General features: G+C 61.8%; 15 protein-coding genes. 2 read left to right on the top strand and 13 right to left on the bottom strand.

What is annotated here, in order from left to right:
* Positions 1 to 46: 46 nt before the first annotated feature.
* The 3 genes from creC to rloA2 are packed head-to-tail and all read right to left on the bottom strand — an operon-like array spanning position 47 to position 2664.
* The gene (creC, locus tag FX984_RS16775; protein ID WP_146477689.1) at positions 47 to 1486 is read right to left on the bottom strand and encodes a two-component system sensor histidine kinase CreC; all 1440 of its coding nucleotides are present in this window, start codon (positions 1484 to 1486) and stop codon (positions 47 to 49) included.
* Complete coding sequence (gene creB, locus FX984_RS16780) at positions 1486 to 2154, bottom strand: two-component system response regulator CreB (protein ID WP_027605971.1); 669 nt, start codon at positions 2152 to 2154, stop codon at positions 1486 to 1488. The genes creC and creB overlap by 1 nt, the downstream gene beginning before the upstream one ends.
* Positions 2155 to 2163: 9 nt before the next feature.
* A complete protein-coding gene (gene rloA2, locus FX984_RS16785; RefSeq protein WP_027605972.1) occupies positions 2164 to 2664 on the bottom strand; it encodes a retropepsin-like aspartic peptidase RloA2 in 501 nt (166 codons plus the stop codon).
* A 173-nt stretch (positions 2665 to 2837) separates the two neighbouring features.
* Between rloA2 and yihG the strand changes: the two genes are divergently transcribed.
* Entirely contained in the window at positions 2838 to 3716 is an 879-nt protein-coding gene (yihG, locus tag FX984_RS16790) for a 1-acylglycerol-3-phosphate O-acyltransferase, YihG family (protein WP_027605973.1), read from the top strand.
* A 22-nt stretch (positions 3717 to 3738) separates the two neighbouring features.
* Here the strand turns inward: yihG and FX984_RS16795 are convergent, their stop codons facing one another.
* The 10 genes from FX984_RS16795 to FX984_RS16840 form a co-directional block, all read right to left on the bottom strand.
* Positions 3739 to 4659, bottom strand: a complete 921-nt coding sequence (locus FX984_RS16795; protein ID WP_146477687.1) for a hypothetical protein — start codon at positions 4657 to 4659, stop codon at positions 3739 to 3741.
* Positions 4660 to 4862: 203 nt separating this feature from the next.
* On the bottom strand, positions 4863 to 5435 hold the full coding sequence (locus tag FX984_RS16800) for a DUF2780 domain-containing protein (protein WP_146477685.1): 573 nt from the start codon (positions 5433 to 5435) through the stop codon (positions 4863 to 4865).
* A 303-nt stretch (positions 5436 to 5738) separates the two neighbouring features.
* On the bottom strand, positions 5739 to 6938 hold the full coding sequence (fdhA, locus tag FX984_RS16805; RefSeq protein WP_005792122.1) for a formaldehyde dehydrogenase, glutathione-independent: 1200 nt from the start codon (positions 6936 to 6938) through the stop codon (positions 5739 to 5741).
* Between the two features lie 120 nt (positions 6939 to 7058).
* Positions 7059 to 7916 carry a formyltetrahydrofolate deformylase gene (gene purU / locus FX984_RS16810; RefSeq protein ID WP_027605976.1) on the bottom strand — a complete coding sequence of 286 codons (858 nt, stop codon included), beginning with the start codon at positions 7914 to 7916 and terminating at the stop codon, positions 7059 to 7061.
* 10 nt (positions 7917 to 7926) lie between these two features.
* Entirely contained in the window at positions 7927 to 8559 is a 633-nt protein-coding gene (locus FX984_RS16815; protein WP_027605977.1) for a sarcosine oxidase subunit gamma, read from the bottom strand.
* A gap of 123 nt (positions 8560 to 8682) precedes the next feature.
* Entirely contained in the window at positions 8683 to 11700 is a 3018-nt protein-coding gene (locus FX984_RS16820) for a sarcosine oxidase subunit alpha (protein WP_027605978.1), read from the bottom strand.
* Positions 11697 to 11999 carry a sarcosine oxidase subunit delta gene (locus FX984_RS16825; protein ID WP_003194855.1) on the bottom strand — a complete coding sequence of 101 codons (303 nt, stop codon included), beginning with the start codon at positions 11997 to 11999 and terminating at the stop codon, positions 11697 to 11699. The genes FX984_RS16820 and FX984_RS16825 overlap by 4 nt, the downstream gene beginning before the upstream one ends.
* 15 nt (positions 12000 to 12014) lie before the next feature.
* Positions 12015 to 13265: a sarcosine oxidase subunit beta gene (locus tag FX984_RS16830; RefSeq protein WP_010207084.1), complete on the bottom strand. Its 1251-nt coding sequence runs from the start codon at positions 13263 to 13265 to the stop codon at positions 12015 to 12017.
* Positions 13266 to 13287: 22 nt separating this feature from the next.
* Entirely contained in the window at positions 13288 to 14541 is a 1254-nt protein-coding gene (glyA, locus tag FX984_RS16835; protein ID WP_027605980.1) for a serine hydroxymethyltransferase, read from the bottom strand.
* A gap of 175 nt (positions 14542 to 14716) precedes the next feature.
* Positions 14717 to 15445 carry a TraX family protein gene (locus tag FX984_RS16840; RefSeq protein ID WP_098480809.1) on the bottom strand — a complete coding sequence of 243 codons (729 nt, stop codon included), beginning with the start codon at positions 15443 to 15445 and terminating at the stop codon, positions 14717 to 14719.
* A gap of 90 nt (positions 15446 to 15535) precedes the next feature.
* Here FX984_RS16840 and FX984_RS16845 point away from each other — a divergent pair, with 90 nt between their 5' ends.
* Positions 15536 to 16576: a threonine aldolase family protein gene (locus FX984_RS16845; protein WP_027605982.1), complete on the top strand. Its 1041-nt coding sequence runs from the start codon at positions 15536 to 15538 to the stop codon at positions 16574 to 16576.
* The last annotated feature ends 70 nt before the right edge of the window (positions 16577 to 16646 follow it).

A 16646-nucleotide genomic window follows, 5' to 3' on the forward strand; every position in this document is an offset into this window, starting at 1 on the left:
TCTCCCTGTTTTGATGGGGAGAGTCTGGGCAGCCTGTGTGGGGGATTTATGTGGGCAATGTGGAGACTGTGTGGAGATGCAGCACCACGTGCACACCGCCCGGCACATTGCCGATCTGCAAGGCGCCGCCGTGCAGCTTCATGACTTCCTCGACAAAGTTGAGGCCCAGGCCGGTGCTCTTGCGCCCGCTGCCGGGACGCGGCAAGGAATAGAAGCGCTCGCTGAGGCGCGGCAGGGCGTAGTCGGGGATCGGTGCGGCCTGGTTGAACAGGCTCACCTGCACGTCGTTGTGCAGCGTCTGTGCGCTGAATCTCAACACGCCACCGGGCGGTGTGAAGTCCAGCGCGTTGTCCAGCAAGTTGCCCAGTGCCTGACGCAACAGGAAGGGCTCGCCAAACACCCTCACATCCGCCGCAATCCCTTGCTCGACGTGCAGCCCGGCGCTTTCGATTCGCGCACACTGGGCGTTGAGTACATCGTCGACCAAGGCCGCCAGCGGGATGCTCGCCTGCGCCTCCAACCCCTGGCGTTGCTCGACCTGCGCCAGGTTCAGCAGGCGTTCGATCAACTGCTGCAGGCGCGCGCTTTCGCTGTCGATATTGCCGACGAAGCGCTGCTGCTGTTCGCGGCTCATCTCGCCCTGCAACAGCTCGGCCGCGCCGCGAATCGCGGCCAGCGGGCTTTTCAATTCATGGGTCAGGGTGTGCACGTAATGTTCGACGTAGGCCTTGCCCTCCAGTTGCGTGCGCATGTGCTCGACGGCGGTGGACAGCTGCTTCAGCTCGCCGCCGCGATAATGCGGCAGCTCCGCCCTTCGACCTTCACTGACGGCTTCGGCGTAGGCGGTCAGGCGACGCAGCGCAACGCTCAGCCACCACGACAGCAACGCACCGAGCAACAGGCCGAGGATAACCAGGCCCGCGCCGTACCACAGCAGGCGGCGTTCAGTGCGGTCGACATACGGCTGCAACGAGCTGTTGGGCTTGGCCACGGTGACCACGCCGATGATCTGCCCGTTATCGCGGATCGGCGCGCCGACGTGCATCACCGATGAGGTGGGGTCATCCGCTGCGCTGCGGGTGGAGCGCGCGCCGTATTCGCCGCGCAGGGTCAGGTAGACGTCGTTCCACTTCGAGTAGTCCTGGCCCACGGCTTCGCCCGTGGAGTCGAGCAGCACGGTGCCCTTGGCGTCGGTCACGTAGATACGGTGGTTGACCTGGTTTTTCGGCAAGCCCCAGATGGTCGCGCCGGGCTGGCGGTTGCCATAGGCCTTGAGCAATTCGGGCCAGTGGCTCTGGCCGAGGGTGCCGTTCTTCACGTCTTCGCGCAGGATTTCGGCCAACAGGTTGGCAGTGTCCACCAGGGTTTCTTCGGTGGACTGGCGCACGCCGGGGCGGATTTCCTTCATCACGGTGCTGAGCACGAAATAACCGGTGAGGCCGATAAACAGCGCATACACCAGGAAAATCCGCAGCCCCAGGCGCATCAGCTGTTGCTCGGGCTGTAGCTGTAGCCGAGGCCGCGATGGGTCTGGATCGGCTCGGCATCGGCGGCCACGCTGCGTAACTTGCTGCGCAGGCTCTTGATATGGCTGTCGATATTGCGCTCGTAACCGGCGTCGGCCGCCACGCCCACCGCGTCCAGCAACTGCTCGCGGCTGAACACCCGCTCGGGTTGCTCCAGCAGGCTTTGCAGCAGGCGGAATTCATGCCGGGTCAGGCTCAGGGGTTGGCCGCGATAGCTGATCTGCATGCGCTCCAGATCGACCTGGAACAGCGCCGGCGCCACACCGGGGCCGACGCGCTTGAGGATCGCCCGCACCCGCGCCGCCACTTCCCGTGGGCTGAACGGCTTGACCACGTAATCGTCGGCGCCGATCTCCAGCCCCACCACGCGGTCGATCTCGCCATCCCGCGCGCTGAGGAACATCACCGGCACTTCACTGAAACGGCGCAATTGCTTGCAGGTTTCAAAACCGCTGATGTCCGGCAGGCCGATGTCGAGGATGATCAGGTCGGCGGGGGTCTGGCGCTGATGGGCCAACGCCTCCTGGCCGAGGCTCAGCCAGGTGGTGGTAAAGCCCTCGCCTTGCAGGGCGAATATCAGCGTGTCGGCTATCGCCGCTTCGTCTTCGACAATCAGGATGTGGGGCATGGGTTCAAATCAGCAGTCCGGTTTGTCGGCAGTGTAGCGACGGGCCGGGTTTACTGCTGCGCCAAATTCACGCAAGGCCTTGGCGCCGATCAGCAACGGGTAATTGAAGCTGCTGCGGTCGGTGAGGTTGACCTCGACGGTACGCTTGACGTTGCCCAGGCACATTTCCAGGTCGATGACCGGGCGCTTGGCCACGGTGGCTTCGTCCTTGTCGTCGTCTTCATCGGCGCGGCTCTTGATCTTGCTGATGCGCGACACCTTGTGTTCGTAGACCTTGTTGGTGGCGTCCTTGCCGCCGAGGCGGAAGCGCACCCAGTCGTCACCGTCACGGGTGAAGGTCTCGATGTCACGGGCCGACAGCGAAGCGGTCAGCGCGCCGGTGTCCATCTTGGCCTTGAAGGTTTCGCCGATCTCCGGCAACTGGATGTATTCATAGCGACCGTAAAGGGTCGGCTCGGCGGCCATGACAGGCAGGGCAACCAGGGCGAGGGAGGCAAGAAGCAGTTTCACGAAGTGATTTCCTCGGAAAAAAGTAGGCGGATTCTAGACCGCAAAGACAGCACTTAGTTAGTCACGCCCACCATAACCGGCACATTGTGAAACATTCGTACGGCCATTTGCGATTTGGCCTCTAGACTCAGCTTGCTTATGATGGCCCGCCCACACGATTCCAAGAGTTACTTATGCGCCGCCTGCTCACCGGCTGTTTGGTTTCACTGCTGCTGTTGCTCAACACCCTCGTCCTGATCGGGCCACTGCTGGTGTTTGCCCTGCTCAAACTGGTGGCGCCCGGTCGCTATCGGGACTACGCCTCATGGGCGGTGATGTGGATCGCCGAGACCTGGGCCGAGATCGACAAGCTTATTTTCGCCTTGTGCATCCCCACCCAATGGGACATTCGCGGCGGTGATGAGCTGCGCGGAGACACCAGCTATCTGGTGATCAGCAACCATCAATCCTGGGTGGACATCCCGGCGCTGATCCAGGCCCTCAACCGCCGCACGCCGTTCTTCAAATTCTTCCTGAAAAAAGAGCTGATCTGGGTGCCCTTCCTGGGCCTGGCCTGGTGGGCCCTGGATTACCCGTTCATGAAGCGCTACACCAAGGCGTTCCTGGCCAAACACCCGGAGCTGGCAGGGCAGGACTTGAAGATCACCAAGGAGGCGTGCGAGCTGTTCAAGCGCCAGCCGGTGACCGTGGTCAATTACCTCGAAGGCACGCGGTTCAGCGAGGCCAAGCGCAAGCAGCAGGCTTCGCCATTCACTCACTTGCTCAAGCCCAAGGCGGGCGGCGTGGCGTTTGTGCTGGCGGCAATGGGCGAACAACTGGACGCCGTGCTCGACGTGACCGTGGTGTATCCGCAGCAAAAGATTCCGGGGTTCTGGGAGTTGATCAGCGGCGCGGTGCCCAAGGTGATCATCGACATCCAGACCCGTGAGCTGGACCCGGCGTTGTGGCAGGGGGATTACGAGAATGATCCGGCGTTTCGCCAGACCGTCCAGAACTGGGTCAACCAGCTCTGGAGCGAAAAGGATCAGCGTATTCGGCGACTGCGTGGCTAAACGTTCCGAAGGTGCCTGCGTCTTACGTATTCCTGAGGGCTGCCATGAGTTCCAGCTGTAAGTCAGCATCACTGCGCTGGGTGTTCGCAAGGAACGCTTCCAGGTCGGTCCGCAGGGCCGCAACGAACCGATCAATATCCTTTCCCGAACGGTCAGCATCGAGGAAAGCCCGCAGCTCGCAAATTACCTTATCCGCGACTGGATGGTCATGAAGGAAGGTCGCATGCTCTGTCAGTGCGTCCCAGCTGGCCAGATCCACCTTTCGTCCGTCCAGGTCTCTTATTACATTCGGATCGTTTTGCAGTTGCTCCGCCAACCTGGCCTGCGCCTTCAGATCATCGTCGGTCACGCCTTTTTGCCCACTATTGCCAGGCAAAATCCCAAGCTTGAGGTTCGGATCGTTTTGCAGTTGCTCCGCCAACCTGGCCTGCGCTTTCAGATCATCGACCGTCACGCCTTTTTGCCCGCTATTGCCAGGCAAACTCTCAAGCTTGAGGTTCAGATCGTTTTGCAGTTGCTCCGCCAACTTGACCTGCGCCTTCAGATCATCGACCGTCACGCCTTTTTTCCCGCTATTGCCAGGCAAACTCTCAAGCTTGAGGTTCGGATCGTTTTGCAGTTGCTCCGCCAATTTGGCCTGCGCCTTCAGATCATCGACCGTCATGATGAGCGGTTGGTGTGGCTGGTTGCGCGGATGTTCAGGCGACCTTTCCGGCACGAGGTGCTGATGTAAACGGCGCAAGTCCGCGAGCAAATGCTTCGAGGCCTGCTCAGGGTTCTTGCCATGCATCACAGCATCCAGGGCATTGCGTAAATCCGAGATCAACCCGGACGGCAGGCCAAGCCGCTGATTCTTGGCAACGTCAACTGTGTGGTTCGGCTCATAACGGTCATAGGTAAAGTGAGAGGGCAGGGACAGTCCCGGCGTGGCGGTTGAATTCATGAGAGCACCATTGAAGTCAGTTGGATTGGCGTCCAGCAGTCGCTTGTTGCGATAGCGAGTAAGGACAGTCCTGGGTGGTGCTCTTCTTTCCTACGGTTCCTGCCCTCTCATCAGAAAACGTTTCGCGGGAAAACTCGGCATTTCGAGACAAACAAAGGCGTCCTGATTGTAGGAGCGCCATTGCGTCGACTTCGACGGATGTATCAGCTACCGGTGCCCCACGCTTGCGCCAGCTTGCCGAGCACGGAGCTACTGGCACCATGCCCGCCCAGATATTGCAGGATCACCGGGGCAAACTGGCCGACCATGCCACTGTCCATCCCCAGCGCACTGAACGCGGTGTTCAGGTCATTGGTGTTCTTCACGTTACCCAGCAAGCCATCCAGGCCGCTGGTCTTGCTGCCGCCGGCCTGGCCGAGCATCCCGCTCAAGGCCCCGAGGCTGCCCAATGCATTGTTACCCGAGAGTTGGTCGAGGCCCGGCACGCTGTTGCCCAGTTGCGAATAGTCGTTGCCACTCAATTTGTTCTTGGCCAGGCCCAGCATGGCACCAGTACCGCCAACGGCCTGCTCGGGGGTGATGTTCAGTTGCGAGGTCAGGGCGCTGAGCAGGCCAGCCGTTTCAGACGACGGTGCGGCAGCTGCGGCTTTGTTATTGCCCCCTTGCATGCCTGCGATGGCATTGGCCGCATCGCCAAGGCTGAACCCCGCGGCAAACACCGGAGTGGCGGCCAGGCTCATCAGGCAGGAAAGGGCGAAACCGCGTGAAATCTTCATTGGAGCAACCTCTGGATGTAGGGGTGAACGCAGGCGTTGGACTGGGTATCCCGTCGGTTGTTCCAGGCACCTCTGCAACCCCATCGGAATAAGCCGGCCTGAATCCGCGTCAGCAGCAATCGATCAGCAACCCCGGGGGACTGATAGTGAGCTCGGAAAGCAAAGGAGGATCAGTGAGTAAGCGGCCAACGGGCACGACCGTATACCAAGTGCGTTGGCCAACCGTAGATATCCCAAACACGAAAACCCAAATGTGGGAGGGAGCAAGCCCCTTCCCACATTTGGGTTTCTTGTGCCCGGGATTTATGCCGCGCTGAACAACTTATGCGGATCAATCACAAACTTCTTCGGCACGCCCGCATCGAACTCGCCATACCCACGTGGCGCGTCATCCAGGCTGATCACCTGCACACCGACGATCTCGGCAATGTTGATGCGGTCCCACATGATCGCCTGCATCAGTTGGCGGTTGTACTTCATCACCGGCGTCTGGCCGGTGTGGAAGCTGTGGGATTTGGCCCAGCCCAGGCCGAAGCGAATGCTCAGGCTGCCCATTTTTGCGGCGGCATCCACGGCACCCGGATCTTCGGTAACGTACAGGCCAGGGATACCGATCTTGCCCGCCACGCGCACTACGCCCATCAGTGAGTTGAGCACTGTGGCCGGGGCTTCGGCCTTGACGCCGTCGTGGCCATGACCGCGTGCTTCAAAGCCCACGCAGTCGACGGCGCAGTCCACTTCCGGCTCGCCGAGCAGCGCGGCGATCTGTTCATGCAATGGCGTATCGGTGGACAGGTCGACGATTTCAAAACCCTGGGCCTTGGCGTGGGCCAGGCGGATGGAGTTGACGTCGCCGATGATCACCACCGCGGCACCCAGCAGGCGTGCAGACGCGGCAGCCGCCAGGCCGACCGGACCGGCACCGGCGATGTACACGGTGCTGCCAGGGCCAACGCCGGCAGTGACGGCGCCGTGGTAGCCGGTGGGGAGAATGTCGGAGAGGCAGGTCAGGTCACGGATTTTCTCCATGGCCTTGTCACGGTCCGGCAGTTTGAGCAGGTTGAAGTCGGCGTACGGCACCAGCACGTACTCGGCCTGGCCGCCGGTCCAGTCGCCCATGTCGACATAGCCGTAGGCGCCACCGGCACGGGCCGGGTTGACGGTCAGGCACACGCCGGTGTGTTGCTCCTTGCACGAGCGGCAGCGGCCGCAGGCGACGTTGAAGGGCACGGAAACCAGGTCGCCGATCTTCAGGTTTTCGACGTCGCTGCCCTTCTCGATCACTTCACCGGTGATCTCGTGACCGAGCACCAGGCCGGTCTGGGCGGTGGTACGGCCGCGCACCATGTGTTGATCGGAGCCGCAGATGTTGGTGGAGACCACGCGCAGGATGACGCCGTGCTCAATCTTCCTGCCACGGGGGTCCTGCATTTTGGGATAGTCGATTTTCTGTACTTCGACCTTGCCGTTGCCGAGATACACGACACCACGATTACCAGACATGCTTTCACCTCGCTGTTGTTTTTATGGAACTGCGTTGCCCTTTTGGGTGGGCAGCGCGTTTAAGTGCTCGGGTACAGATGCTGTTTCTTGTGTTGTTTGTGAGGGCCTCATCGGCGGCAGTCAGAGCACCACAGTCCTATTGGCATTCAAGAACACACGCCGCTCAATGTGATACCCCACCGCCCGGGCCAATGTCAGCCCTTCGATGTCCCGCCCCTTGGCAATCAGATCCTCGGGATAGTGACTGTGATCCACCACCTCCACGCCCTGGGCGATGATCGGGCCTTCGTCCAGGTCGTTGTTGATGTAATGCGCCGTGGCCCCCACCAGCTTCACCCCCTTGTTGTAGGCCTGGTGATACGGCTTGGCGCCCTTGAACCCCGGCAGCAACGAGTGGTGGATATTGATGGCCTTGCCGTCCAGCTTGCGGCACAGCTCCGGCGACAGCACTTGCATGTAGCGCGCAAGGATCACCAGTTCGGCGCCGGTCTCTTCCACCACTTGCCACACCTGACGCTCCTGGGACGGTTTGTCGTTAGGGTCGAGGGGGAAATGGTAGTAGGGAATTTGATGCCAGTCGGCCAAAGGTTTGAGATCGGGATGGTTGGACACCACCGCGACCACGTCCATCGACAGTTGCCCGATACGCTGGCGGTACAGCAGGTCGTTGAGGCAGTGATCGGCCTTGGAGACCATGATCACCACTTTTGGCCGGTAGTTCGGCGCCGTCAGCTCGAAGATCATGCCAAAGGCTTCACCCCGCGAGGCCAGGCCATCGCGGAACGCCTGCTCATTGAAGCCATCCGGCTGACGGAATTCCACGCGAATAAAAAACCGGCCCGAGAGGCGGTCATCGAACGAATGGTGCTCGGTGACGTAGCAGCCCTGCTCGAACAGATAGCGGGTAACCGCGTCCACCGTGCCGAGCACGCTGGGGCAGTCGGCGGTCAAAATCCATGTATCGGGTGCGCGGCTCATGGGTCATTCCTCAGGCTTGAACGCTCAGGCCAAATTCGGCCGAGGCGTCCTGCAACCACAACCACCAGTAATCCGAGAAGCTGCGGCGAATCACCAGCTCCCAGGTGTCTTCAGCGGTATGGCGAATCACCAGCTGCGACTTGGCGAACACTGTGCCCACCGCCTTGCCCACCGGGAAGTTGTTGGGGTGCACGTCGTAGCTGGTGGACTTCATCAGCACATCGCGCACATTCGGGCCGCTGAGTTCGAGGATCTGCTGGCCGCCGCTGACGTTGACGACCTGGATATGCAGGTCACCCAGGGCGGCGCGAAGGTTTTGTTCGGCGGCGAATTCCTCACCGCCTGGCACGATCAGCAACCACTCATCCGGGCCGAGCCATTGCAGGCTGGTTTCGCCTTTGACGATGACCTGAAGGGCGCCGGGCAGTTCGATGCCCAGGGCCTTGTGCACGCCAGCCGCGAAAGCGGCGTCATGGCCGTCGCCACGGATCGTGAGATGACCAAGCAATTTCTTTTCGCGCACGGTCACGCCGGCGTTCTTGCGGCCCTTGCCGACCAGGCTGGCGAGGTCGGCATGGTGCAGCGACGATTCGGCCTTGGCACCGGAGGTGGGGCGTTGCTGGTAAACATTGGCTGCTGTCATAAAGCACCTGTCTTGAATTCTGTGGTGACTGTTCTGGCCTCATCGGGGGCAAGCCCCCTCCCACATTTGGAATGCATTCCCCTGTGGGAGGGGGCTTGCCCCCGATGCAGGCGACTGGGTCTATCAGATGTTCTGCCGATCACCCTTAGGGTCGAAGAACACCGAGGACACAATCTCCGCCTCGATCACGCTGCCATCCGCCTGGGGCGAGAACACCCGCTCACCGATGCGCTTCAAGCCGCCCTTGACCACGCCCATGGCAAACGAATAACCCAGGGAGTTATGCGCGTAGCTGGAGGTGACGTGACCGACCATCTTCATCGGAATGGTCTGCTTCGGATCGAACACCAGTTGCGCGCCTTCCGGCAGCCACACGTTCGGGTCGATCGGCTTCAAGCCCACCAGTTGCTTGCGCTCTTCACGCACACAGTCTTCCCGGTTCATGCCGCGCCAGCCGATCCACGAGAACGGCTTGGTGCGACCGACACACCAGCCCATGTTCAAGTCGTCCGGGGTCATCGAGCCGTCAGTGTCCTGGCCGACGATGATGAAGCCCTTCTCGGCCCGCAGTACGTGCATGGTTTCGGTGCCGTACGGGGTCAGGTTGTACTTCTTGCCGGCCGCGACGATCTGCTCCAGCACGCCCATGGCGTAGTCGGCCTGCACGTTGACTTCGTACGACAGCTCACCGGTAAACGAGATACGGAACACCCGCGCCGGTACGCCACCCACCAAACCTTCTTTCCAGGTCATGAACGGGAAGCCGTCCTTGTCCAGGTCGATGTCGGTGACTTCCGCCAGCAGCTTGCGGCTGTTGGGGCCGGACAGGGTCATGGTCGCCCAATGGTCGGTGACCGAGGTGAAGTACACCTTGAGGTCCGGCCATTCGGTCTGTTGGTAGATTTCCAGCCACTGCAGCACACGGGCGGCGCCGCCGGTGGTAGTGGTCATCAGGAAGTGGTTGTCGGCGAGACAGGCGGTGACGCCATCGTCGAAGACCATGCCGTCTTCCTTGCACATCAGGCCGTAGCGCGCCTTGCCCACGTCGAGCTTGGTCCAGGCGTTGGTGTAGATGCGGTTGAGGAACTCACGGGCATCCGGGCCCTGGATATCGATCTTGCCGAGGGTGGACGCATCCAGCAGGCCGACGCTGTCGCGCACGGCCAGGCATTCGCGTTTCACCGCGGCGTGCAGGTCTTCACCGTTGCGCGGGAAGTACCATGGACGTTTCCATTGGCCGACGTCTTCGAACTCGGCGCCGTTTTTCACGTGCCAGGCTTGCAGGGCGGTGTAGCGCACCGGCTCGAAGATGTGCCCACAGTGCCGGCCCGCCACCGCGCCGAAGGTCACCGGCGTGTAGTTGGGGCGGAACATGGTGGTGCCCATCTGCGGAATGGTCACGTTCAGCGAGCGCGCGGCAATCGCCAGGCCGTTGACGTTACCGAGCTTGCCCTGGTCGGTGCCGAAGCCCAGCGCGGTGTAGCGCTTGACGTGTTCCACCGACTCGAAACCTTCGCGGGTGGCCAGTTCGATGGCGGCGGCGGTAACGTCGTTTTGCAGGTCGACAAATTGCTTCGGCGCCCGTGCGGTCGCTTTCTCGTGAGGCACCTGGAACAGCGCCAGGGTCGGCTCTTCCAGACGGCTCAAGGCTTTTGGCAGCGTACCTTCCACCGGGGCAAAACCGGCGTCGCTGGCGGCGCGCACGCCGCCTTCAAAACCATCGGCCAGGGAATCGCCAAGGCCGTAGACACCGTTGATACCACCGACGCACACGCGTTTCTGCGGGGCTTCACCCGGTACAAAGCCGAGGATGTCTTCGCGCCAGGTCGGCTTGCCGCCCAGGTGCGAGGCCAGGTGAACCACCGGGCTGTAGCCGCCGGAGCTGGCCACCAGGTCGCAGTCCAGCCATTCGCCGGGGCTGGTGACTTTATGCGCCTTGACGTCGATCGCGGCGATACGCGCAGCGGTCACGCGCTTGGTGCCACGGGCCTCGATCACGGCGCTGCCGGTGAGGATCCGAATACCTTTGGCGCGGGCTTCTTCAACCAGTGCACCGCGTGGGTTGTGGCGCACATCGGCCACTGCCACCACTTGCAGGCCCGCGTCCAGCCAGTCCAATGCAACGCGGTAGGCGTGGTCGTTGTTGGTCGACAGCACCAGTTTCTTGCCCGGTGCCACGCCGTAGCGGCGCACGTAAGTGGAGACCGCACCGGCCAGCATGTTGCCCGGCACGTCGTTGTTGCCGTACACCAGCGGACGCTCGCACGCACCGGTGGCCAGCACCACACGCTTGGCACGTACACGATGAATACGCTGACGCACCACGCCAATCGGCGCACGGTCACCGAGGTGATCGGTGAGGCGCTCGTGGATGGTCAGGAAGTTATGGTCGTGGTAGCCGTTGACGGTAGCGCGGGGCAGCAGCACCACGTCCGGCAGGGCTTTCAACTCGGCAATGACACTGGCAACCCACTCGGTGGCCGGCTTGCCGTCGAGGCTTTCGCGGGAGTCGAGCAGCGAACCACCGAACTCTTCCTGCTCATCGGCGATGATCACGCGCGCGCCGCTGCGGGCGGCGGCCAATGCGGCAGCCAGGCCGGCAGGGCCGGCGCCGACCACCAGCACGTCGCAATGACGGTTGAAGTTGTCGTAGGTGTCCGGATCGTTCTCGGTCGGCGAGCGACCCAGGCCGGCGGCCTTGCGGATGTACTTCTCGTAGGTCATCCAGAACGATTGCGGGTACATGAAGGTTTTGTAGTAGAACCCCGGCGGCATCAGCTTGCCGCCGACCTTGCCGAGGATGCCCATCATGTCGTTGTTGACGCTCGGCCAGCCGTTGGTGCTGGTGGCGACCAGGCCCTGGTACAGCGCCTGTTGCGTGGCGCGCACGTTAGGAATTTGCGTGGCTTCGGTAGCGCCGATCTGCAGCACGGCGTTCGGCTCTTCGGCACCGGCGGCAAAGATGCCCCGTGGGCGCGAGTACTTGAAGCTGCGGCCGATAATGTCGACGCCGTTGGCCAGCAAAGCAGCGGCCAGGGTGTCGCCCTCGAAGCCTTTGTAGCTCTGGCCGTTGAAGCTGAAGGTCAGGACTTTGTTACGGTCGATCCGGCCACCGTTGGACAGGCGATTGATCTGGCTCATACCTTCTCTCCAGAGGCCTTGGCGGTGAACTGAGGCTTCTCACCGATCTTGTAAGTTTCAAGAATTTCGTAGGTCACGGTGTCGCGGGTCGCGTTGAAATACTGGCGGCAACCGGCGGCGTGAATCCACAGTTCGTGGTGCAGGCCGCGCGGGTTATCGCGGAAGAACATATAGTCGCCCCACTGCTCGTCGGTGCAGGCATTCGGGTCCAGCGGGCGCGGGATGTGCGCTTGGCCGGACGCGTGGAATTCCTCTTCGGAGCGCAGTTCGCCACAGTGAGGACAGAAGATATGCAACATAGGGAATTTCTCCTGTTAGTGGGCGACGGCCGCAGCGCCGTGTTCATCGATCAACGCACCGTTGTGGAAACGGTCGATGGAGAAAGGTGCGGCCAATGGGTGCATTTCACCCTTGGCGAGGCTGGCGGCAAATACGTTGCCTGAGCCCGGCGTGGCCTTGAAGCCACCGGTGCCCCAGCCGCAGTTGAAGAACATGTTCGGTACCGGGGTCTTGGAGATGATCGGGCACGCATCCGGCGTGGTGTCGACGATGCCGCCCCACTGACGGTTCATGCGCACCCGCGACAGCACCGGGAACATCTCGACGATGGCCTGGATGGTGTGTTCGATCACCGGGTACGAGCCGCGCTGGCCGTAGCCGTTGTAGCCGTCGATACCGGCGCCGATCACCAGGTCGCCCTTGTCGGACTGGCTGATGTAACCGTGCACGGCGTTGGACATGATCACGCTGTCGATAATCGGCTTGATCGGCTCCGACACCAACGCTTGCAGCGGGTGGGATTCGATCGGCAGGCGGAAGCCCGCCAGCGAGGCCATGTGCCCGGAGTTACCGGCGGTCACCACACCGACGCGCTTGGCGCCGATAAAACCCTTGTTGGTTTCCACACCGATGCACACGCCGTTTTCCTTGCGGAAGCCGATCACTTCGGTCTGCTGGATCAGGTCCACGCCGAGTGCGTCGGCGGCGCGGGCAAAGCCCCAGGCCACGGCATCGTGACGGGCCACGCCGCCGCGCCGTTGCACGGTGGCACCGAGTACCGGGTAACGGGTGTTTTTCGAGCAATCCAGGTACGGAATCTCGTCGGCTACTTGCTTGGCATTCAGCAGCTCGCCATCCACGCCATTCAGGCGGTTGGCGCTGACGCGACGCTCGGAATCACGGATGTCCTGCAGGGTGTGGCACAGGTTGTAGACGCCACGCTGGGAGAACATCACGTTGTAGTTCAGGTCCTGGGACAGGCCTTCCCACAATTTCATCGCGTGTTCGTACAGGTGCGCCGACTCGTCCCACAGGTAGTTGGAACGCACGATGGTGGTGTTGCGCGCGGTGTTACCGCCGCCCAGCCAGCCTTTCTCGACCACGGCCACGTTGGTGATGCCGTGCTCTTTCGCCAGGTAGTAGGCGGTCGCCAGACCATGCCCGCCGCCGCCGACGATGACCACGTCGTAGACCTTCTTGGGGGTCGGCGTGCGCCACATCTTCTGCCAGTTTTCGTGGTGGCTGAGGGAGTGCTTGAAGAGGCCGAAGCCCGAGTAGCGTTGCATAGTCATTACTCCAAAACCGCGCTCAGCGATAAACCGGGAAATCAGCGCACAGGGCAGACACGTGCTTGGCCACGTTGGCCTCGACGTCGGCATCGCCGAGGTTGTCGAGGATGTCGCAGATCCAACCGGCCAGCTCGATGCACTGCGGCACCTTGAAACCGCGCGTGGTCACCGCCGGGGTGCCGATGCGCAGGCCCGAGGTCACGAATGGCGACTGCGGGTCATTCGGCACGGCGTTCTTGTTGACGGTGATGTGGGCGCGACCGAGGGCGGCATCCGCCTCTTTGCCGGTGAGGCCCTGACGGATCAGGCTGACCAGGAACAGGTGGTTATCGGTGCCGCCGGACACTACATCGTAGCCGCGTTTGATAAACACGCTGGCCATGGCCTGGGCGTTGTCGATCACTTGCTGCTGGTACGCCTTGAAGCCAGGCTCCAGCGCTTCCTTGAAGCACACCGCCTTGCCGGCGATCACATGCATCAGCGGACCGCCCTGGGCGCCGGGGAAGACGGCGGCGTTGAGTTTCTTTTCAATTTCTTCGTTGGCCTTGGCCAGGATCAGACCGCCACGGGGACCGCGCAGGGTCTTGTGGGTGGTGGTGGTGACCACATCGGCGTACGGCAGCGGGTTCGGGTACAGGCCGGCAGCGACCAGGCCGGCGACGTGGGCCATGTCGACGAACAGCAGCGCGCCTACTTTGTCAGCGATAGCGCGAAAGCGTGGGAAATCCAGGGTCTTGGAGTAGGCGGAGAAACCGGCCACGACCATTTTCGGCTTGTGCTCCACCGCCAGGCGCTCGACTTCGTCGTAGTCGATCAGGCCGGTATCGGTGTTGATGCCGTACTGCACCGCGTTGTACAGCTTGCCCGAGGACGACACCTTGGCGCCGTGGGTCAAGTGACCGCCGTGGGCCAGGCTCATGCCCAGGATGGTGTCGCCCGCATTGATCAGCGCCAGGTACACGGCGCTGTTGGCGGACGAACCGGAGTGTGGCTGTACGTTGGCGTAATCGGCGCCGAACAGCTGCTTGGCGCGTTCGATGGCCAGGGCTTCGACCTTGTCCACGTGCTCGCAGCCACCGTAGTAGCGCTTGCCCGGGTAGCCTTCGGCGTATTTGTTGGTGAGGCCGCTGCCCTGGGCTTCCATCACACGCTTGCTGGTGTAGTTCTCCGACGCGATCAGCTCGATATGATCTTCCTGACGCTGCTCCTCGGCGTTCATGGCCGCCAGCAGTGCGTCGTCATATCCCTGGATCTGGTCTTGTTTGCTGAACATCGCGTCTCTCCCAGCCTTTCGTATTGTTGAGGCCCGTGCAGGGCCCTTTGATGCGATGGTAGGGCTGGCGCAGACAGGTCAAATGCCTGCGCACGCCACGCAAAGGTGCGTTTACGACATTGCCGGAACAACACGAAACAAATGTGGGAGGGGGCTTGCTCCGGACAGCGGTGTGTCAGGCGATGATGTGGCGCAGGAGCAGGAGCAGGAGGAAGTGCAGCGGATAAAGGGCGTAGGCCCAGCGGCGCATTGCTGGCGGCGAGGTGCTGTGGGCATGTCGCAATAAGACCAGGCCCGCCAATGGCGCGATCAGACACGCGACCAATCCCAGGTGCGCCACCGGCGTGGCGCTATTGAGCAGGATCTGCCATTGGTTGGCGGCCACGCAGACCGATCCTGGCAACACACTGAAGTACCAAGGCCGGCGAAACACCAGCAACATCGCCAGTGGCAGCAACACACCAAAGAAACCGAACATTAAGTGCGACGAAAATACCGCCGCTATCGTGACGGCGATCAACGCCAATCCTCGATCAACAAACGCCTTCTGCTGCCATCCTCGGGCAACCAGCAGCCCCAGCGCCAAGGTGGGCAGCACGTTCAACGTATCGGCATCCTCGATAAACAGCCGATACGGCACTTCGCTGATCACGCTGAACAGCAACAGCCAGCCCAGGTAGCGCCATTGCCCGGTCACCGGCGCATTTCGGGCCCGGTGCAGGTTCGCCGCAATCGCCAGGCAAAACCACGGGAACGCCAGGCGCCCCGGCACATACAGGCCATCGAGGCTCAAACCGACATAACGCAGGTGGTCGAGCACCATGCTCAGCAGCGCCAGCCACTTGAGCAAATCCAAAGCGCCATCACGGACGCGTCCGACAGGCATCGTTTCAGAACCGTGCATAATTCCCCAGTGACTTTGCATTTACAGTGCGTGCGCAGCGCCAACCTTCTTGGTTACAGTGCGCACCAACATCGACCACAGGAATGGGCCATGACCGACAAGAGCCAACAATTCGCCAGTGACAACTATTCGGGCATTTGCCCCGAAGCCTGGGCCGCCATGGAACAAGCCAACCAGGGTCATCAACGTGCCTACGGTGATGATGAATGGACCCACCGCGCCGCCGACGGTTTCCGCAACCTGTTCGAAACCGACTGCGAAGTGTTCTTCGCCTTCAACGGAACGGCCGCCAACTCCCTGGCGCTGTCCTCCTTGTGCCAGAGCTACCATAGCGTGATTTGCTCGGAAACCGCCCACGTCGAAACCGACGAATGCGGCGCGCCGGAGTTTTTCTCCAACGGCTCCAAGCTGCTCACCGCCCGCACCGAAAACGGCAAGCTGACCCCGGAATCGATCCGCGAGATCGCCCTCAAGCGCCAGGACATCCACTACCCCAAACCCCGCGTAGTGACCCTGACCCAAGCCACCGAAGTCGGCAGCGTCTACACCCCGGAAGAAATCCGCGCCATCAGTGCGACCTGCAAGGAACTGGGGCTGAACCTGCACATGGACGGCGCACGTTTTTCCAACGCCTGTGCGTTCCTCGGCTGCTCACCCGCCGACCTGACCTGGAAAGCCGGAGTGGACGTGTTGTGCTTTGGCGGCACCAAGAACGGCATGGCCGTGGGTGAAGCCATCCTGTTCTTCAACCACAAGCTGGCCGAAGACTTCGACTACCGCTGCAAACAGGCCGGCCAACTGGCCTCGAAAATGCGTTTCCTCTCCGCCCCATGGGTGGGCTTACTGGAAAACGATGCCTGGCTCAAACATGCGCGCCACGCCAACCACTGCGCGCAATTGCTCAGTAGCCTGGTGGCGGATATTCCCGGTGTGGAGCTGATGTTCCCGGTGCAGGCCAACGGCGTGTTCCTGCAACTGTCGGAACCGGCGATTGCCGCGCTGACGGCCAAGGGCTGGCGCTTCTATACCTTCATCGGCAAAGGCGGGGCGCGGTTCATGTGCGCGTGGGATACCGACGAAGAGCGAGTACGGGAATTGGCCGCGGACATCCGCGAAGTCATGGGCGCCTGACAATGACTCACTGATGTACATAAAACAAATGTGGGAGGGAGCAAGCCCCTCCCACATTTGGATTGTGTTG

Origin of the sequence: Pseudomonas marginalis, assembly GCF_008692035.1 — a bacterium.
GTDB lineage: Bacteria > Pseudomonadota > Gammaproteobacteria > Pseudomonadales > Pseudomonadaceae > Aquipseudomonas > Aquipseudomonas marginalis.